The organism is Nocardioides aquiterrae, from assembly GCF_039526625.1.
Classification (GTDB): Bacteria; Actinomycetota; Actinomycetes; order Propionibacteriales; family Nocardioidaceae; genus Nocardioides; species Nocardioides aquiterrae.
Genome location: NZ_BAAAJE010000030.1, coordinates 244,623 through 262,540, shown reverse-complemented (window position 1 = coordinate 262,540; position 17,918 = coordinate 244,623). Strand labels below are relative to the sequence as shown.

22 protein-coding genes are annotated in these 17,918 nt (G+C 73.0%); 1 reads left to right on the top strand and 21 read right to left on the bottom strand.

The window, feature by feature from the left end; translation table 11 throughout:
- Positions 1-4: 4 nt before the first annotated feature.
- From ABD086_RS23650 to rpsB, 12 genes are all read right to left on the bottom strand, one after another.
- The gene (locus ABD086_RS23650; RefSeq protein WP_343910831.1) at positions 5-751 is read right to left on the bottom strand and encodes a hypothetical protein; all 747 of its coding nucleotides are present in this window, start codon (positions 749-751) and stop codon (positions 5-7) included.
- Positions 751-1,923 (bottom strand): hypothetical protein, encoded by a 1,173-nt coding sequence (locus ABD086_RS23645; protein ID WP_343910829.1) that lies wholly within the window; start codon positions 1,921-1,923, stop codon positions 751-753. The genes ABD086_RS23650 and ABD086_RS23645 overlap by 1 nt, the downstream gene beginning before the upstream one ends.
- Complete coding sequence (locus ABD086_RS23640) at positions 1,923-2,201, bottom strand: hypothetical protein (protein WP_343910827.1); 279 nt, start codon at positions 2,199-2,201, stop codon at positions 1,923-1,925. Before ABD086_RS23640 ends, ABD086_RS23645 begins: the two co-directional genes overlap by 1 nt.
- On the bottom strand, positions 2,198-2,467 hold the full coding sequence (locus ABD086_RS23635) for an SAV_915 family protein (protein WP_343910825.1): 270 nt from the start codon (positions 2,465-2,467) through the stop codon (positions 2,198-2,200). Before ABD086_RS23635 ends, ABD086_RS23640 begins: the two co-directional genes overlap by 4 nt.
- Positions 2,468-2,509: 42 nt before the next feature.
- Positions 2,510-3,637: a dual-specificity RNA methyltransferase RlmN gene (rlmN, locus tag ABD086_RS23630; protein ID WP_343910823.1), complete on the bottom strand. Its 1,128-nt coding sequence runs from the start codon at positions 3,635-3,637 to the stop codon at positions 2,510-2,512.
- 34 nt (positions 3,638-3,671) lie between these two features.
- A complete protein-coding gene (locus tag ABD086_RS23625; protein WP_343910821.1) occupies positions 3,672-4,034 on the bottom strand; it encodes a hypothetical protein in 363 nt (120 codons plus the stop codon).
- A 48-nt stretch (positions 4,035-4,082) separates the two neighbouring features.
- A complete protein-coding gene (locus tag ABD086_RS23620) occupies positions 4,083-4,592 on the bottom strand; it encodes a histidine phosphatase family protein (protein ID WP_343910819.1) in 510 nt (169 codons plus the stop codon).
- The gene (locus ABD086_RS23615; protein WP_343910817.1) at positions 4,592-5,449 is read right to left on the bottom strand and encodes a phosphatidate cytidylyltransferase; all 858 of its coding nucleotides are present in this window, start codon (positions 5,447-5,449) and stop codon (positions 4,592-4,594) included. Before ABD086_RS23615 ends, ABD086_RS23620 begins: the two co-directional genes overlap by 1 nt.
- 16 nt (positions 5,450-5,465) lie before the next feature.
- Positions 5,466-6,020 carry a ribosome recycling factor gene (gene frr, locus ABD086_RS23610; protein ID WP_343910925.1) on the bottom strand — a complete coding sequence of 185 codons (555 nt, stop codon included), beginning with the start codon at positions 6,018-6,020 and terminating at the stop codon, positions 5,466-5,468.
- Between the two features lie 46 nt (positions 6,021-6,066).
- Positions 6,067-6,780, bottom strand: coding sequence for a UMP kinase (gene pyrH / locus ABD086_RS23605; protein ID WP_343910815.1), 714 nt, complete (start codon positions 6,778-6,780; stop codon positions 6,067-6,069).
- 115 nt (positions 6,781-6,895) lie between these two features.
- Entirely contained in the window at positions 6,896-7,705 is an 810-nt protein-coding gene (gene tsf, locus ABD086_RS23600) for a translation elongation factor Ts (RefSeq protein ID WP_343910814.1), read from the bottom strand.
- A 40-nt stretch (positions 7,706-7,745) separates the two neighbouring features.
- On the bottom strand, positions 7,746-8,717 hold the full coding sequence (gene rpsB / locus ABD086_RS23595) for a 30S ribosomal protein S2 (protein WP_343910812.1): 972 nt from the start codon (positions 8,715-8,717) through the stop codon (positions 7,746-7,748).
- A 473-nt stretch (positions 8,718-9,190) separates the two neighbouring features.
- Between rpsB and ABD086_RS23590 the strand changes: the two genes are divergently transcribed.
- The gene (locus ABD086_RS23590; RefSeq protein ID WP_343910810.1) at positions 9,191-9,772 is read left to right on the top strand and encodes a M23 family metallopeptidase; all 582 of its coding nucleotides are present in this window, start codon (positions 9,191-9,193) and stop codon (positions 9,770-9,772) included.
- Here ABD086_RS23590 and ABD086_RS23585 read toward each other — a convergent pair.
- From ABD086_RS23585 to lepB, 9 genes are all read right to left on the bottom strand, one after another.
- Positions 9,745-10,644, bottom strand: a complete 900-nt coding sequence (locus ABD086_RS23585; protein WP_425571697.1) for a tyrosine recombinase XerC — start codon at positions 10,642-10,644, stop codon at positions 9,745-9,747. The genes ABD086_RS23590 and ABD086_RS23585 overlap by 28 nt on opposite strands.
- A gap of 52 nt (positions 10,645-10,696) precedes the next feature.
- Positions 10,697-11,830 (bottom strand): DNA-processing protein DprA, encoded by a 1,134-nt coding sequence (gene dprA, locus ABD086_RS23580; RefSeq protein ID WP_343910806.1) that lies wholly within the window; start codon positions 11,828-11,830, stop codon positions 10,697-10,699.
- Entirely contained in the window at positions 11,827-13,416 is a 1,590-nt protein-coding gene (locus tag ABD086_RS23575; protein ID WP_343910804.1) for a YifB family Mg chelatase-like AAA ATPase, read from the bottom strand. The genes dprA and ABD086_RS23575 overlap by 4 nt, the downstream gene beginning before the upstream one ends.
- The gene (locus ABD086_RS23570) at positions 13,416-13,790 is read right to left on the bottom strand and encodes a YraN family protein (RefSeq protein ID WP_343910802.1); all 375 of its coding nucleotides are present in this window, start codon (positions 13,788-13,790) and stop codon (positions 13,416-13,418) included. The genes ABD086_RS23575 and ABD086_RS23570 overlap by 1 nt, the downstream gene beginning before the upstream one ends.
- A gap of 97 nt (positions 13,791-13,887) precedes the next feature.
- Entirely contained in the window at positions 13,888-15,552 is a 1,665-nt protein-coding gene (locus tag ABD086_RS23565; RefSeq protein WP_343910800.1) for a pilus assembly protein TadG-related protein, read from the bottom strand.
- On the bottom strand, positions 15,552-16,001 hold the full coding sequence (locus ABD086_RS23560) for a TadE/TadG family type IV pilus assembly protein (RefSeq protein ID WP_343910799.1): 450 nt from the start codon (positions 15,999-16,001) through the stop codon (positions 15,552-15,554). The genes ABD086_RS23565 and ABD086_RS23560 overlap by 1 nt, the downstream gene beginning before the upstream one ends.
- A gap of 71 nt (positions 16,002-16,072) precedes the next feature.
- Positions 16,073-16,381: a DUF2469 domain-containing protein gene (locus tag ABD086_RS23555; protein WP_343910797.1), complete on the bottom strand. Its 309-nt coding sequence runs from the start codon at positions 16,379-16,381 to the stop codon at positions 16,073-16,075.
- Positions 16,378-17,079 (bottom strand): ribonuclease HII, encoded by a 702-nt coding sequence (locus tag ABD086_RS23550; protein WP_343910795.1) that lies wholly within the window; start codon positions 17,077-17,079, stop codon positions 16,378-16,380. Before ABD086_RS23550 ends, ABD086_RS23555 begins: the two co-directional genes overlap by 4 nt.
- A gap of 9 nt (positions 17,080-17,088) precedes the next feature.
- The gene (gene lepB, locus ABD086_RS23545; protein ID WP_343910793.1) at positions 17,089-17,889 is read right to left on the bottom strand and encodes a signal peptidase I; all 801 of its coding nucleotides are present in this window, start codon (positions 17,887-17,889) and stop codon (positions 17,089-17,091) included.
- Between the last annotated feature and the right edge of the window lie 29 nt (positions 17,890-17,918).

Below are 17,918 nucleotides of genomic sequence, written 5' to 3'. Positions count from 1 at the left end.
GCGGCTACCCCTCGCGCCGGATCTCGGCGACCACCTCGGGGGTCCCCAGGCGCTCCCGGAGGGGCGGGTGCACGATGCACCGCGCGACGAGCTCCGCGACGACCTCCGGGCGCTCGGCGAGGTAGCGGCTGTCGACGGCGACCACCCCCGCCGGCCCGGTCGGCTCCCGGCGCCACAGCCAGCGGGTCCGGACCACCTGGTCCGGCGGCGGGCCGTTCAGCACCAGCGCGAGCGGCTCTCCGGGCACCACACCGGCGACCCGGTCCCACGGCAGTGACCAGCTCACCGCCTCCTTGCGCTGCTCGACGCCCTCGGGGGTGAGGTACAGGCCGCCCGGGGCGACCCGGCCGCGGACGACGGCGACCAGGGGCGACGCGAAGACCACCGCCAGCAGCAGCAGGCCGACGCGGGCCGCGACGTGCTCCACCAGCAGGCTGCCGGCCAGCGCCCAGACGGCGAGCAGCACGGGCACGACCACCGACATCACGAACGGCACCCGGGAGCGCGGGAAGGCCGTCGCCGGCCGGCCGGACGGCGCGGTCGCCGTGGTGAGGCCGGGCCGGTGTCCGGCGTACCACCAGTCGAAGCCGACCAGCACGAAGCCGCTCGCGGCGAGCACGAGGAGCAGCAGCCCGGAGAGCAGCCCGAGCGTGCGGTCGCCGGCGGTGACGACCAGGGCCACCCCGAGCAGGGCGAGAAGCAGGTAGCCGAGGCCGTACAGGGCGTTGCGGCCGGTGCGTCTGTTCGTCACTAGTCGAACAGCCCTCCGATGCCGTCCACCACGGCGCCGGCGCCGTCCGCGATCGCGCCCGCGGTGTCCTCGAGCGCATCGAGCCCGGAGTCCACCGCCGCGCCGACGTCGGGCCCGTTCTCGAACAGCGAGTCGATGGCGCCGGACGTGAAGATGCCGACGCCCGCACCCACGACGGCTCCCGCGGCGGTGCCGAAGCCCGGGATCGGGACGAAGCTGCCCACCACCGCGCCGGTCGCGGCACCGGCGCCCACCGAGGCGAGGAACCCGCCGGCGCCCGACGCGGTCGCCTGGACCGGGTCCTCGCCGCTCGCGATGTCCAGGCCGATGCCGGCGATCGCCAGCGCCCCGCCCACCTTGAGCGGGATGCCCTTGCTGGCGCGCTCGAGGTCGTCGGCCGCGCCGGCGACGTCGTCGGCGTTCCGGGCGACGTCGTCCCAGTAGTTCAGGTCGGCGTTCGAGAACGAGCCCGGGGTCGCCTTGATGTGCTCGACGTAGCGCGACGCCAGGTCGCCGAAGTACTTCGACGTGCCGCGCAAGGCCGAGGCGTTGTACTCCATGACCGCGCCCGCGAAGCCGCCGGCGATGTCGGACGCGTTGAGGACCCAGTCCGGCCCCTCGAGGCCGCGGTACTCGTCCTGCAGCCCCTGCGTCGCGGTGGCGAGGTCGGACCGCACGTCGGCGGCATCCTCCGCGGCCTTGTTGTAGGCACGGACCTTGTCCTGGTGGGCGTTCCACGCGTCGACGGCCGCGTCGTACGCGTGGGCGGCGTCGGGCGAGATCGGGCCGCTCGGCGGTGGGCCCGGGTTCGCCGGACCGGCGCCCGGGTCCTCGATGAGGTACGCCGAGACCGTCAGGCCGGCTCCCTGCGCCGTACCCCGGATGTCGGCCATCCGGTTCTGGAGGCTGCTCAGCCGCGCCGCGAACGCGTCCAGCGCACCCGCCACCCCGGAGGCCGCCGAGGCCAGGGCGTCGGCGCGCCCGACCGCGGTCCCCATCGTGCTCGCGAAGGTGCTGCCGGTCTCGCCCTGCCAGTCGGAGCCCGCGGTCGACCGCGCGGCCGCGAGGGCGTCGGCGCTCGAGGTGACCGCCTTGCCGAGGGTGCTCCGCAGCCAGTCGGACGCGCCCTCGACCGAGCCCGGTGAGCCCTTGATCTCGGTGTCGATCGGCATCACGGTTCGCCCGTCAGGAAGCCCTGCTGCACGCCGAGGTCGACGTTCAGGAACGAGGCCGCGGACGTCCGGACCTTGCCGCTGGCCGCCGCCAGCCCCTCGCTGAGGCCGGCCGCACTCTCGCTCACGCGGGCGATCAGATCCGTGACCAGCGCGGTGGCGTCGCCGGCGTCCACGCCCGACGGAGCCGAGCCGGCGCTGTCGTCGAGGCCGGCGCGGGCGTGGTCGAGGCCGGTCGCGATCGCCTCCGCGGTGGCCCAGGTCAGGTCGATGGTCACGACGCCTCCGCGGGTGCCGGGCGCCGGTCCAGGAAGATCAGGTCGTACGGCGCCGCGTCGTGCGCGCGCTGCAGGTCCGGCACCGTCAGCAGCGCCCAGGGCGAGTCGGCGCGGTAGAACTCGACGAGCCGGTCGAGCGCGGAGTAGACGAACAGCGCCACCCGGCCGTCGTCGGTGTGGTGCATCGCCAAGCGGGCCGCACCGTCGGCCACCGGCTCCACGGTGGGCACGTAGACCACCGGAGGGAAGGGGTGCTCAGCGGTCATGTCGCCCAGCGTTCCCGCTCCGCCCGGCGGGGAAACGGCCCGCTACTCGGCGGCAGCCAGCTGGCCGCAGGCGCCGTCGATCTCGCGGCCGCGGGTGTCGCGGACCGTGGTGGGGATGCCCTTGGCCTCGAGGCGGCGCACGAACTCGCGCTCGTCGGCGGGGTCCGAGGCGGTCCACTTCGAGCCCGGCGTCGGGTTCAGCGGGATCAGGTTCACGTGCACCCAGCCCCAGTCGCCGCGCTCCAGCAGGACGTCGGCCAGCAGGTCGGCGCGCCACGCCTGGTCGTTGATGCCGCGCATCATGGCGTACTCGATCGAGACCCGGCGCTTGGTGACCTGCGCGTAGTTCCAGGCGGCGTCGACGGTCTCCGCGACCGAGAAGCGGGTGTTGATCGGGACCAGCTCGTTGCGCAGCTCGTCGTCGGGGGCGTGCAGGCTCAGCGCCAGCGTGACCGGGATGCCCTCGTCGGCGAGCTGGCGCATCCGCGGCACCAGGCCCACGGTGGAGACGGTGATGCCGCGGGCGCTCATGCCCAGGCCCTCGGGACTGGGGTCGGTGAGCCGGCGGACGGCGCCGAGGACCGCCTTGTAGTTCGCGAGCGGCTCCCCCATGCCCATGAACACGACGTTCGAGACCCGGCCGGGCCCGCCCGGCACCTCGCCGCGCGCGAGCGCCCGGGCGCCGGCGACGACCTGCTCGACGATCTCGGCGGTCGACATGTTGCGCTGGAGTCCGCCCTGGCCGGTCGCGCAGAACGGACAGGCCATGCCGCAGCCGGCCTGGCTGGAGACGCACATGGTCGCGCGGTCGGGGTAGCGCATCAGCACCGACTCGACCAGCGCGCCGTCGAACAGCTTCCAGAGCGTCTTGCGCGTGGTCCCGCGGTCGGCCTCGAGCGTGCGCAGCGGCGTCATCAGGCTCGGCAGCAGCCCGGCGACGAGCTCGTCGCGGTGCGCGGCCGGCAGGTCGGTCATCTCGGCGGGATCGTCGACGAGGCGGCCGAAGTAGTGCGTGGAGAGCTGCTTGGCCCGGAAGCCCGGGAGGCCGAGCTCCTTGGCCTGCTCCACCCGCTCGTCGAGGGTGAGGTCGGCGAGGTGGCGCGGCGGCTTCCCGCGGCCGCGGGGCTCGTCGAACACGAGGGGAAGGGAGGTGCGCTGTTCGTCGGACATCGCCCCCAGTGTCCCATCGGGACCGGCGCGGGCCCTAACCGTCGCGGTTGACCAGGTACCAGAGGACGACGGACGCGACGCCGGCGACGACCAGGGCGGTCGTGACCATGCCGATCAGCATGTACTTGCCGAACCGGCGGGTCCGCGGCGCGATGACCAGCCCGGCCGGGATCGCCAGCGTCACCAGCACGAACGGGAACAGGTCCTCGGCGGCCTGGTCCTCCAGGACCAGGCCGAGCAGGGCGGCGAACAGGCCCGGCACCACGATGACGAACGCCAGGCCGGTGAAGAAGCCGGTCAGCGCGGTGAACGTCGGGTGGTCGCGGTGCCACCAGTCCGGCGTGCGCTCGCCGTCGGACGCGCCTGCCTGCTCGGCGTTCTCCTGCTCGGTCGACATCTCCTCGATGTTAGGCGCCCCGCCCCGATGTCGGGCGGCGGCGTGCCGTCACGCGACGGGGATCACGTCCGGGAACGCCATCGTGCGCCAGCGCTCCAGGTCGGGCGGCGTCCCGGTGAGCTCCGCGGCCAGCACCGTCCACGCCGTCCCGTGCCCGACCAGCACGAGGTCCTCCCCCGGGTGCTCGTCGAGCAGGCTGCGCGCCACGGCGACCACGCGGGCCCGGGTCGCGGCGAGCGGCTCCCACCCGTCGTACGCCGGGAGGTCCGGCTCGGCGAACGCCCGGCGGACCGTCTCGTCGAAGTCGTCGATCCACTCGCCGGTGTCCCGCACCTGCTCACGCAGGCCGTCGACGATCGCCACGTCGGCGTCGGTGAGCAGCTGGGCGGTGGCGATCGCCTTCGCCTCCGGCGAGGTGAACCAGCGAGCGCGCGCGGGGAGCCGGCCCGACTCCCGCAGCGCCCAGACGTCGTCGAACCCGGCCGGGTCCAGCTCCCAGGCGCTCGGCAGCAGCCCGGGCTCGATCCGCGGGCGGCCGTGGCGCACGAGGTACAGCATCAGTACACGAGGTAGTGCAGGAGCAGCCAGATCGGCGCGACCGTGGCCAGCAGCGAGTCGAGGCGGTCCATCAGGCCGCCGTGGCCGGGGATCACCTGGCTCATGTCCTTGATCCCGAGGTCCCGCTTGATCACGGACTCGCACAGGTCGCCGAGCGTCGCCATCACGACCGTGATCAGGCCGAGCAGCAGGCCGACCCACCAGTCACCGTCGAGCAGGTGCACGACCAGCGCCCACCCGGCGGCGAGACAGAAGACGAACGAGCCGGCGAAGCCCTCCCACGACTTCTTCGGCGAGATCACCGGCGCCATCGGGTGCTTGCCGAACAGCACGCCGGCGACATACCCGCCGATGTCGGAGGCGATCGTGACCAGGATGAACGTGATGATGCCCTGCACGCCCGGGTCGTCGAGGCCGTGGCCGTTGATCCCGGTGCCGCCCTCGGAGAGCAGCAGCGCCACGAACGAGCCGAGGAACGGGACGTAGACGAGGCTGAAGACCGACGCGGTGGCGTCCTGGACGTAGCCCTCGACGCCACGACGCAGCAGCCAGAGCATCGTCACGAGGGCCGTGACCGCGGTGGCGGTGACCAGCGCCGGCGCACCCCAGAAGTAGGCGACGGCGACCATCACCACGCCGCCGATCATCAGCGGCTGCTCGGGCAGGTCGATGCCCTTGGCGGCGAACCCCCGGCCGAGCTCCCAGATCGCCACGACCACGGCGGCCGCGACGATGACCATGAAGGCCGTCTTCCAGAACAGCAGCGACAGCGCGATCGCCACGAGCAGCACGACCGCGCTCGTGACGGCAGCACGCAGGTCACGGCCGGCCCGGCCGTGGTCCTTGACCTCAGTCATGGGAGACCCGGTCTGCTCAGACCTCGAGCAGCTCGGACTCCTTGTTCTTCAGCATCTCGTCGATGGCGTCGGTGTGCTTTTTGGTCATGCCGTCCAGGCGCTTCTCGGCGCCGGTGACGTCGTCCTTGCCGACCTCGCCGTCCTTCTCGAGCTTCTCGAGGTGCTGCTTCGCCGTACGACGCAGGTTGCGGACGGCGACCCGGCCGTCCTCGGCCTTGGCCCGGGCGACCTTGATGTACTCCTTGCGGCGCTCCTCGGTCAGCTCCGGGAACACGCAGCGGATCACCTTGCCGTCGTCGGCCGGGTTCACCCCGAGGTCCGAGTCGCGGATCGCCTTCTCGATGTTCTTCATCGCGCCCTGGTCGTAGGGCGAGATCAGGATGACGCGCGCCTCGGGGGCGGTGAACGACGCCAGCTGCTGGATCGGCGTCGGCGAGCCGTAGTAGTCGACCACGATCTTGTTGAACATGCTCGGGTGCGCCCGGCCGGCCCGGATCGCCGCGAACTCCTCGCGCGTCGACTCGACCGACTTGTCCATCTTGCTGTCGGCCTCGTTGAGGATGTCGTTGATCACGGCGTCTCCTGTGCTCGTTGCTTCACGTGCTGCGGGGGCTGGGTCAGCCGGCGCTGACCAGCGTGCCAATCTTCTCACCCTGGACGACCCGCAGGATGTTGCCCTCGGGCTCCATGCCGAACACCACCATCGGCAGCTTGTTCTCGCCGCAGAGCGCGAACGCCGTCTGGTCCATGATCCGCAGGCCCCGGTTCATCGCCTCGGCGTACGTCAGCTCGTCGAACTTCGTCGCGGTCGGGTCGAGGTGCGGGTCGGCGGTGTACACGCCGTCCACGCCGCTCTTGGCGACCAGCACCACGTCGCACTTGCTCTCCAGCGCGCGCTGCACGGCGACGGTGTCGGTGGAGAAGAACGGCATGCCCATGCCGGCGCCGAAGATCACGACGCGGCCCTTCTCCATGTGCCGGATCGCGCGCCGCGGGATGTACGGCTCGGCCACCTGGCCCATGGTGATCGCGGTCTGGACCCGGGTCTCGACGCCCATCTTCTCGAGGAAGTCCTGGAGCGCCAGGCAGTTCATGACGATGCCCAGCATGCCCATGTAGTCGGCGCGCACGCGGTCCATGCCGCGCTGCTGGAGCTCCGCGCCGCGGAAGAAGTTGCCGCCGCCCGTGACCACGGCGATCTGCACCCCCGCCCGGGCGACCGCGGCGATCTCGCGGGCGACCGTCTGGACGACGTCGGGGTCGACCCCGACCTTGCCGCCGCCGAACACCTCGCCGGACAGCTTGAGCAGGACGCGCTTGTAACCGGTCACGGGCGGCTCCTCCGAGATGCGGGGCGGGCGTGGAGATGCGAGAAGGCCGGTCCGATGATCAGGTGAGCTGTCATCGAACCGGCCTCCTCGTGTCGTCTGGCTAGAACCTATCCGGTCAGGCGCCGACCTCGAAACGGGCGAACCGCTTCACGGTGGTGCCGGAGGCGTCCAGGACCTGCTTGACCGACTTCTTGGCCTCGAAGACCGACTCCTGGTCGAGGAGCACGATCTCCTTGAAGAAGGCGTTGATGCGACCCTCGACGATCTTCGCGACGGCAGCCTCGGGCTTGCCCTCCTCGAGCGTCTTCTTGGTCAGCACGTCCTTCTCGGCCGCGACGACGTCCGCGGGGACCTCGTCGCTGGTGAGGTACTGCGCCTTGAGCGCGGCGGCCTGCTGGGCGGCCTGCTTGGCGGCCGCCTCGTCGCCGTCGTACTCGACGAGGACGCCGAGCGTCGGCGGCAGGTCGGTCGCCTTCTTGTGCAGGTAGACCGTGGTGTTGCCGTCGAAGTACGCGACCTCGCCCAGCTCGATCTTCTCGCCGATGGTGCGGGCCAGCTCCTCGACGGTCTCGCCGACCGTCTTGTCGCCGAGCGAGACGGCCTTGAGCGCCTCGGCGTCGCCGACCTTGTGGGCGTCGGCGGCGTCGGCGATCTGCTGCGCGGCGGCGATGAAGGCGTCGTTCTTGGCGACGAAGTCCGTCTCGGCCTTGAGGCTGATCAGGGCGTTGCCGGAGGCGGCGACCAGGCCGGCCGACGCCTCGCGCTCGGCGGCGCGGGCGGCGGCCTTGGCCGCACCCTTGACGCGGAGCAGCTCGACGGCCTTGTCGAAGTCGCCGTCGGTCTCGTCGAGCGCCTTCTTGCAGTCCATCATCCCGGCCTGCGTCAGCTCACGGAGCTTCTTGACGTCGGCAGCGGTGTAAGCCATGTGTGTTCCTCTTCGGGTACGTCGGGATTCGGGGCGGTGGTCAGGCCTGCTCGGCGGCCTCGGGGGCCGCCTCGGCGGGGGCCTCGGTCGCCTCGGCGGGGGCCTCGGTCGGCTCCGCAGCAGCCTCGGTGGCCTCCGCGGCCTCGGTGGCCTCCGCGGCCTCGGTGGCGGCACCGGTCGACTCGGCGGCCGGGGTCTCCTCGGCAGCGGCGTCGCCGCCGGTGGCCTCGACCGCGGCCTGCTCGGCCTCGCCGCCCAGCAGCTCGCGCTCCCACTCGGCCAGCGGCTCCTCGGCGCCCACGGCCTCGGTGCCCTCGCCGCCGGAGCGGGCGATCAGGCCCTCGGCGACGGCGTCGGCGACCACGCGGGTCAGCAGGCCGACGGCGCGGATCGCGTCGTCGTTGCCCGGGATCGGGAAGTCGACGAGGTCCGGGTCGCAGTTGGAGTCGAGGATGCCGACGATCGGGATGCGCAGCTTGCGCGCCTCCTCGACGGCCAGGTGCTCCTTGTTGGTGTCGACGATCCAGACCGCGGCCGGGGTCCGGGTCATCTCCCGGATACCGCCGAGCGACTTGTTCAGCTTGTCGCGCTCGCGGCGCATCTGCAGCAGCTCCTTCTTGGTGCGGCTGCTGCCGGCGACGTCGTCGAAGTCGATCTCGTCGAGCTCCTTGAGGCGGTTGATCCGCTGGTGCACCGTCTGGAAGTTGGTGAGCATGCCGCCGAGCCAGCGCTGGTTGACGTAGGGCATGCCGACGCGGGTCGCCTGCTCGGCGATCGCCTCCTGGGCCTGCTTCTTGGTGCCGACGAACATGATCGTGCCGCCCTTGGCGACCGTGTCCTTGATGAAGGCGTACGAGCGGTCGATGTAGGCCAGCGACTGCTGCAGGTCGATGATGTAGATGCCGTTGCGCTCGGTCATGATGAAGCGCTTCATCTTCGGGTTCCAGCGCCGGGTCTGGTGTCCGAAGTGCACGCCGCTCTCGAGAAGCTGGCGCATGGTCACGACTGCCATGGGGATCTCCTGTTTCGCGGAGCACACGCCCGTTCGTGCCGGCCTTGACGCAGGTCCGACCGGGGTGTGTTCCAGTTGGTTTTCAGTTGCTGCCTCGGACGGGTGCCCGCGGCCCTGACGCTCGCGCGCGACCCGACCGGCTGGCTTCAGCCGGACTGAGGGTGGCGCCCACGGGTGGCCGGGTCCTCGGAGCTCCAGGGCCCGTCGCGGTCTGCGAGCGTGCGTAGTCAATCCGCAAGGATTGCGTTGACCAGCGTAGTCGACCCCTGGGTGCCACGGCGAATCTCCGAGGCCGCTCGCACGAGGCTCGCCCGGGACGAGCGAGAGCCGAGGAGGTTGAGGAGGCTCGGCGCCGGCGCGGCAGCGACGGCGCGAGCCGTCTCGAAACCACAGGACGGCCTCCCGTCGGTCCTGTCCACAGGCTCCGCGCACCCCGCTCGCCACCGTCTCCGGCGCCGCGCATCGTCGGCCCCATGGCCACCCGTCTCGCCCTCCTCCTGACGCTGCTCGCCGCCCTGCTCGCGCCGCCCCCGGCGCGCGCGTCGTCACCCGACCCGGTCGGCGTGTGGCCGCTGGTGCCCGAGCCCGAGGTGGTGCGCGGCTTCGACCCGCCGGACGACCCCTGGGGCGCGGGCCACCGCGGCGTGGACCTGCTCGGCTCCCCCGGTCAGCCGGTGCGCTCGGCGCTCCCGGGCACCGTGACCTGGTCGGGCGTGCTCGCCGGGCGCGGCGTCGTCGTGGTCGACCACGGCGCGACCCGCACGACGTACGAGCCGGTGGACGCCACCGTCGCGGTGGGTGACCGGGTCGCGGCGGGCGACCGGATCGGCCGGCTCTCCCCCGTCGGCTCCCACTGCCTGCCTCGCTCCTGCCTGCACTGGGGCTGGATCGACGGCGAGACCTACCTCGATCCCCTGCGCCTGGTCGGGCTCGGACCGGTGCGGCTGCTGCCACTGTGGCGGGATGAGCCGGTGCCGGTCCCGTACGCGCGCTGGACCCCGCTGATCGACCTGGTCGGTCGACCTGGTCAGGCGCGCGGGTGCGCCTGCTGGTAGGCCCGGCGCAGCCGATCCGTGGTGACGTGCGTGTAGAGCTGGGTGGTGGCCAGGGACGCGTGCCCGAGCAGCTCCTGGACCGAGCGCAGGTCGGCCCCGCCCTCGAGCAGGTGGGTGGCGGCGGTGTGCCGCAGGCCGTGGGGGCCGATGTCGGGCGCGCCCGGCACGTCCGCGATCCGCCGGTGCACCATCGTGCGCACCGCGCGCTGGTCGATCCGCTTGCCGCGGGCGCCGAGGAACACCGCGGGCCCGCTGCCGGGGACCGCGAGCTGCGGGCGGCCGTGCTTGAGCCAGAAGTCCAGGGCGCGTGCGGCCGGGCGGCCGAACGGGACGGTGCGCTCCTTGCGGCCCTTGCCGAACACCCGGATCACGTTGCGCTCGCGGTCGATGTCGTCGACGTCGAGGCCGACCAGCTCGCCGACCCGGACCCCGGTCGCGTAGAGCAGCTCGAGCATCGCCACGTCGCGCAGGCCCACCGGGCTGCCGTCGTCGGCCAGCTCGGCGGCCGCCCGGATCAGGTCGCTGGCCTCGTCGGCGCGCAGCACCGGAGGCAGCGACGCGTGCTTCTTCGGCGAGCCCAGGCTGGCGCCGGCGTCGGTCGCGGCCCGACCGGTGCGCGCCAGCCAGGCCGTGAAGACCCGCGCCGCGGTGGCCCGCCGCGCGATGGTGGTCCGGGACCTGCCGAGGGTCTGCTGCTTGGCCAGCCAGCTGCGCAGGGTGCGCAGGTCCAGGGTGGCGGCGTCGGTGTGGCCGAGGCGGGCCGCGTGCTCGAGCAGCCCGCCGACGTCCCCGAGGTACGCGCGGACGGTGTGCGCGGTCAGGTCGCGCTCGGCGGCGAGGTGCCGCTCGTACTCGCCGAGCACCCGGGCCATCGGCTCCGGCAGCCCCGGCAGCTCGGTCGACTCCTGCTCCCCGCTCACCCCCTCACTCTAGGAACGGTGCGGCCCCGGGCTCGTGAGCCGGCGCGGCGAGCCGCCAGCCCGGACCGTTCGGCTCGACCAACCCGGCCCCGGCCAGCCGGGTCAGCGCGGCGCGCACCTCCTGGAGCCCGAGCCCGGCGGTGCGGGCGATCGAGACCGCGGGAGCTCCGGTGGCGAGGGGGACCGCGTCGAGCACCTGCTGGTGCCGGTGGTCGAGCCGGTCCCGCGGCCGCTCGGGCCCGCGCGGCGGCTCGGTGAGGTGCTCCCCCGCGGCCGCCACGACCTCGAGCACGTCCTCGGGTCCGGTGACCAGGGAGGCGGCGCCACTCCTGACCAGCTGGTGCACGCCCTCGGACGCGGCGCTGGTGCGCGGCCCCGGGACGCCCATCAGGTGCCGGTTCAACCGGCCCGCCCAGTTCGCGGTGTTCAGCGCCCCACTCCGGACCGCGGCCTCGACGACCACGGTCCCGACGGTGAGCGCCGCGATGATCCGGTTGCGGGAGAGGAAGCGGAACCGCATCGGCGCACCGCCCGGCACGGTCTCGGAGATCACCGCCCCCTCGGCCGCGATGTGCTCGACGAGCCGGCGGTGGGCCTCGGGGTAGACGCGGTCCGCGCCGCAGGCCAGGACCGCGACCGTCGCCCCGTCACCGACCAGGGTGCCGCGGTGCGCGGCCTGGTCGATGCCGAACGCCGCGCCCGACACCACCACCCGGCCCGCGCGGGCGACCCCCTCCGCGATGTCGGCGGCCGCGTCGGCGCCGTACGTCGTCGCGGAGCGCGACCCGACCACGGCGACCGACCCCTCGAGCGCGTCGAGGCGGAGCGGGCCGCGCACCCACAGGCCGAGCGGCGTCCCGCCGCGCTCCTGGAGCGTGCCCGCCCGGGACAGGTCGTCCAGCTGGCGCGGCCACTCGTCGTCGGCCGGGGTGACGAACCGGAGCCCGGCGCGGGCCCCCTCGGAGAGCAGTCGGACGGGGTCGGCCTCGGCGAGCCGAGCCCCGAAGTCCGGCTCCTCGAGGAGCTGGGCGTACATGTGTTCGGCGCCCAGGTCGGAGGTCAGGGTGAGCAGCTGGTGTCGGCCCGGCTCGACGGTGGCGGCCAGGGCGACCCGCGCCAGCCGGTCGGAGTCGCTCATCCGGCACGCTCCAGCATCGAGAGGAGCAGCGGCTCCCCGGTGCGCAGCCGGAGCGCCGTGTCCACCTCGTCCAGCCCGGGCCGATCGAGCCCGCGCAGGTCGGCGACCGTCCAGGCCAGACGGTGCACGCGGGTGGCGCCACGGCGGGTGATCTTCCCGTCGTAGAGCTGGGTGTCGACGGCCTGCTGCCCGGCCTTGGTGAGCGGCCACCGCTCGCGGAGCACCGGCCCGGGAGCATGGCCGTTCAGGCGCCAACTCTCCTCGGCGTACCGCTCGGCCTGGCGCGCCCGGGCGGCCTCCACCCGGCCCCGGACCACGGCGGACGACTCGGGAGCCTCCAGGTCGACCTTGTCGTCGTGCTTCCGCAGCGGCGGCAGGTGGCGGACGATGTCGACCCGGTCGGCCACCGGGCCGGTGACCTTGTTGCGGTAGTCGCGGCGCTGGACCTCCCGGCACGAGCACCGGTTCTGGCGGACGTCGCCGCTGTAGTCGCCGCACGGGCACGGGTTGGCCGCGAGCACCACCATCCCCCGGGCCGGCAGGGTGACCGACTCGTCGCGCCGGGCGATGGTGACGTCGCCGTTCTCGAGCGGCTGCCGCAGCGCCTCGATGACGTCGGACCGGAACAGCGGGAACTCGTCGAGGAAGAGCACGCCGGTGTGGGACTTGCTGACCTCTCCCGGGCGGACGACTCCGAGGCCGCCGCCGATCAGGCTGGCCTTGCTGGCGTCGTGGTGCGGCGCGGAGAACGGCGGCCGCGTGGGGAACCCGGCCCCCGGGTCGAGGGTGCCGGCGAGGGACTGGATGGCGCTCAGCTCGAGCGACTCGTCACTCGTCAGGTCCGGGAGGATCCCCGGGATCCGCTCCACCAGGCTGGTCTTGCCGCACCCCTTCGGCCCGGACAGCAGCAGGTGGTGGCCGCCGGCGGCGGCGACCTCGACGGCGTAGCGGGCGTCGGCGATGCCGAGCAGGTCGGCGAGGTCGAGCTCCTCCAGTCGCTCCTGGCCGCGCCAGGCGAGCAGCCGGGCACCCGAGTCGGGGGCGACCGGCGGCGCCTCGGGGAGCTCCTCGTCGTCGCGGAGCACGGCGACCACCTGGGCCAGGGACCGGACACCGACCACGCTCATGTCCGGCACCATCGACGCCTCGCCGGCCTGCGGCTCCGGCACGAAGACGGCGCGGATCCCGCGCGCCGCCGCGGCCAGCACCATCGGCAGCACCCCGGCCACCGACCGGAGGTTGCCGTCGAGCGTGAGCTCGCCGATGAACGCCGTGCCCGCGAGCGAGGTCGCCGGGACGCTGCCCGCCGCAGCGAGCACCGAGACCGCGACCGCGAGGTCGAAGTGGGTGCCGTGCTTGAGCAGGTCGGCGGGCGAGAGCAGGATCGTGATGCGCCGGGTGGCCGGCCAGTCCATCCGGCTGTTGATGATCGCCATCCGGCAGCGGTCGCGGGCCTCGTTGATCGTGGTGTCGGCGCGACCGACCATCGTCACGCCGACCTGGCCGGGCGACACGTCGGTCTGGACGTCGATCAGGTGGCCGACGGCGCCGTGCAGCGACACGGTGTGGGCGGTGGCGAAGGGCATCAGCCGATCCCCCGCACGTGGTCGAGCAGCGAGGCGCCACGGCGCGGCCGCAGGACGCCGACCAGGTCGATCCGGATGTCCCCGGCGGTGACCCCACGCTCCTCGAGCCAGCGCACCGCGAGCCGCCGGAGCCGGGCCACCTTGAGGTCGGTGACCGCCTCGTGCGGCGTGCCGTAGTCGGTGCTGCTGCGGGTCTTCACCTCGCACACGACCAGCACGTCGCCGTCGCGCAGCACCAGGTCGATCTCTCCGGCGTCGCAGCGCCAGTTGCGGTCCAGGAGCACCATGCCCTGCGCGACGAGGTGTCGCGCGGCGAGCTGCTCGCCGTACCTCCCGAGGGCCTGCTTGATCGCTCCGGCGGTGGTTCGCGTCATGCCGTGAGGGTGCCCGGCCGCGGGGACGGGCGGGGCGGCCGTGCGGTGCCGCTGTGGATGCCGGCGCTTCGGGGCGCGCTGTGGACGCCAGGTGGCCTCAGCCGCGCAGGGCCGGCGTGGTGCAGCTCGGGCGGTCCAGCAGCAGGACGTCGGCGCCGGAGGTGCGCAGCCCGGCCAGGTCCGACAGCGGGCCGACGACGCTGGCGTTCAGGGACGTCACCATCGGCGTCACGACAGCCGTCCGCACGGCGTCCAGGATGCCGGCGACGGCGGAAGCCGACAGGGGCTCGACGCCGGTGACGGGCGGGTCGACGGTGGCCGCGGGCAGCTGGGCCCGCTCGCCGCCGTTCGAGTACGGCGTGTCGTAGTGCTGCGACGGCACCGAGATGGTCACCGCGCCCACCGACCCGGACGGATCGAGCCTCGCCCGGATGGTGGCGGGGACCGTCACGGTCATCGCGGCCGGTGCCATGCCCAACGTCACCTTCACCTCGACCGGCACCTCGAGCTCCGCACTCAGCAGCCCGCCGGACGTGGTCACGGTCGCCGAACGCGTGGTGGCGTTGCAGCTGATCGTGTCGAGCGTGGAGGACGCCGAAGCCGTGGTGACGGTGAGCCTCACCGGATGGTGCGCCGGCGACCCGACCGTGATGGCACTGAGCTCCGGGACGAGAGCCACCAGGCCGGCGATGGGGACGCTCTGGTCCGGCGTGAGGGTGTTCGTGGTGCTGCTCGACACGCTCGCCTGGTTGCTCGAGTTCGGCGTCGACCCGGCGAACCCGCACGCGACGCGAGCCGACTGGATCAGCCCGATGCTCGCCACGAAGGACCCCGTGCCCGGGACGGCGCTCCCGAGGTCGACGTCGACGGCCCGGTTGCCGTCAGCCACCAGGATCGCGCCGACGACCAGGTCGGCGAGGTCGACCCCGGCGGTCAGCCCGGCCCCTGCTCCCGAGGCCACCGAGAAGAGGGGGGCGAGGCCGATCTGGTGGCCGCCCAGCGAGCCGACGTGCGCGCGGACGGCGTTGAGCGCCGCGACCTGCGCCGAGCTCGCGCCGTTGGTGCCGACGACCTGGGCGGCCGCGTCGAGCAGGGCGGTCAGCGTGACGGACGCGGTGCCGAGCGCCTCGGGCGAGGCGAGGCCCAGGGCCGCCGCCAGGGGTGCGGCGCCGACGGTCGCCCCCACCAGCCCCTGGTACGTCGCGGCGCTCACCGACGCGTCGACCCCGTGCGCGGCGAGGACCCGGGAGAGCAGGCTCGCGTTGGCGGCGCCGTTGGGGTCGGAGGGGCCCAGCCGGGCGCCCCACGACCCGAGCTTGTAGCAGCCCTGGGCACGGGCGACGGCGACCGCGGCGCGGCTGACTCCGCCGCTGCCCGACACGAAGTGGAACGGCACGCTCGCGCTCGTCGACACCCGCACGGCGTCGGGCACCGTGTCCCCGCTGACCGCGCTGAACACGCCGGCGTCGTCGATCGTGCCGAGCTCGGCGGTGACCTGCACGTCCTGCCCGATCGTGTCGGAGTTGCGGGCGACGGACCGGTCCTTCGCGGCCTCGAGACCGGCCTCGACCTCCGACGCGTGGCGTCCGTCGAGCTGACGAGCGAGGTCCATCGCGACGACGTCGGCGAGCGCCTGCATGTCGGCACGCGCGACCCGCTGGGTGCCGATGTCGACGGCAAGTGCGCCGACGCCGAGCAGCACCACCATGACCAGGGCCGCGAAGAGGGCGACGGCGCCCCGCTCGTCGCGCTGCCGCCGCATCAGCTCACCCGGGCGATCGTCGTGTACTCGAGGACCTCGGGCATCACCTCGCCGAGGCCCAGGATCGACGGCACGATCGGGTGGTCCCGGTAGAAGTACTTGATCGAGACGGTGACGCACGTGGCTCCGTCGTCGCAACCCTGGAGGCCGGACACCGTGCACGTCCCGATGGTCTCGCCGTCCCGCACCAGGTTCACGCCGTCGCACGACAGGCCGTACGACAGCGCGCCGTCGATCGCCGCGATCGCCGCGTCCTTCTTCTTCGCGTCGACCAGGGTCACTGCCGCCGCTCGCGCACCCTCCCCCGCCGCCTGCGAGATGCTCTGGCGCACGCTGAGCATGAAGCCGTAGCTGATGATCCCGAACAGGATCAGCAGCAGGAACGGCACCACCAGCGCGAACTCGACCGCCGCCGCGCCCCGCTCCTCCCGGCGGGCGCGTCCGGCCACCCCTCCCCACATGCCTGGGGATTACCCCCCGCGGGGTGAGTCGACGCGCTGGTCTGGTCCAGGGAGCCGGCTCAGGCCTTCGACGGGTCGATGTCCGCGGGGCTGAGCTCCTCGACGTTCACGTCCTTGAAGGTGAGCACCTTGACGTTCTTGGCGAAGCGGGCCGGGCGGTACATGTCCCAGACCCACGCGTCGCTCATCGACACCTCGAAGAAGACGTCGCCGGCCTCGGTGCGGGCCTTCACGTCGACCTGGTTGCAGAGGTAGAAGCGGCGGTCGGTCTCCACGACGTACTTGAAGATCCCGACGACGTCGCGGTACTCCCGGTAGAGCGTCAGCTCCATCTCGGTCTCGTACTTCTCGAGGTCCTCCGCGCTCACGAAAGAGACTCTATATGCGCGACCTCGGTGCCCGGGGCGTCCGGCTCGAGACCGGCCGCGCGCCGCACGTTGACGAACCGCATCCGGTGGACCGGCGAGGGGCCGTGCGCGGTCAGCGCGGCCGTGTGGTCGTCGGTGATGTAGCCCTTGTGGGTCTTGAAGTCGTACGCCGGCCACTCCCGGTCGAGCTCGGTCATGATCCGGTCGCGGGTGACCTTCGCGATCACCGAGGCGGCGGAGATGCAGGCCGCGACCCGGTCGCCCTTCCAGACCGCGAGGCCCGGCACGCCGAGCCCGTCGACCGGGAACCCGTCGGTCAGGACGTACGCCGGCGGCAGGTCGAGCAGCGCGACCGCCCGCCGCAGCGCCTCGACGTTGGCGACGTGCATGCCCAGCCGGTCGCACTCCTCGTGCGAGACGACGACCACCGACCAGGCCACCGCACGCTTGACCACCTGCTCGTAGCAGCGCTCGCGCGCCCTCTCGGTCAGCAGCTTGGAGTCGGCCAGCCCCGGGACGATCCCCGCCTTGCCGGCGGGCAGGATCGCCGCGCCCGCGACCAGCGGCCCCGCGCAGGCGCCCCGGCCGGCCTCGTCGACGCCGGCGATCGGCTCGATCCCGTGCCGCCGCAGGGCGCGCTCGTACCCGTAGAGCCCGGCGTCCTTCCGGACCGTGGCACCGCGGGGCAGGACCGTCACGACCGCACCTCAGGAGGCGTCCGGCACGTCCGCGAAGGTGTCGGGACGGTGGAGGAACGTGAAGTGGTCGCTGGGCCAGAGCAGCACGAAGACCTTGCCGACGACGTCGTCGACGTCGACGTACGGGTTCTTGGTGCAGTCGCGGTCGGTCTTGAGGCACATGTGGACCGTGGAGTCCGCGGAGTTGTTGCGGTTGTCCCCCATCACGAAGACGTGGCCGGCCGGCACCGGCCCGACGGTCCAGTTGCAGTGCGAGGACCCGGCCGGCATCGGGCCGTAGCAGTCGGCGCCCCCGACGCGGGCGTACTCCTTCTCGTCGAGCGGCTGGCCGTTGACCAGCAGCCGGCCCTGGTCGTCGCAGCACTTGATGGTGTCGCCGGCGACGCCGATCACGCGCTTCACCAGGTGGCCGCCGGACGGGTAGAGCCCGACCTTGGAGAGTGCCTTGCCCACGGCGCTGGTGGGGCCGGCGGACTCCTCGGCGTTCAGCCAGCCGCCCGGGTCCTCGAAGACCACGACGTCGCCGCGCTGCGGCGTGCCGCCGAACCAGTACGACATCTTCTGCACCAGGATCCGGTCGTTCTTGACGAGTCCCGGCTCCATCGACTGCGACGGGATGTAGAAGGCCTGGACGAACAGCGCCTTGATGACGATCGCCAGCACCAGCGCGATGCCGAGCAGCAGGATCGTCTCCTGCCAGACCGGCAGGTGCTTCTTCTTCGGCCGGTCCCGGGTGTCGACGTGCGACGACCGCGACACCGGCTCGTCGGGTTCAGCGACGGCAGTCGGGTCGCGGTCGTCAGAAGTCACGCGCAGAGGCTAACCGGGGTGCCTGAGAA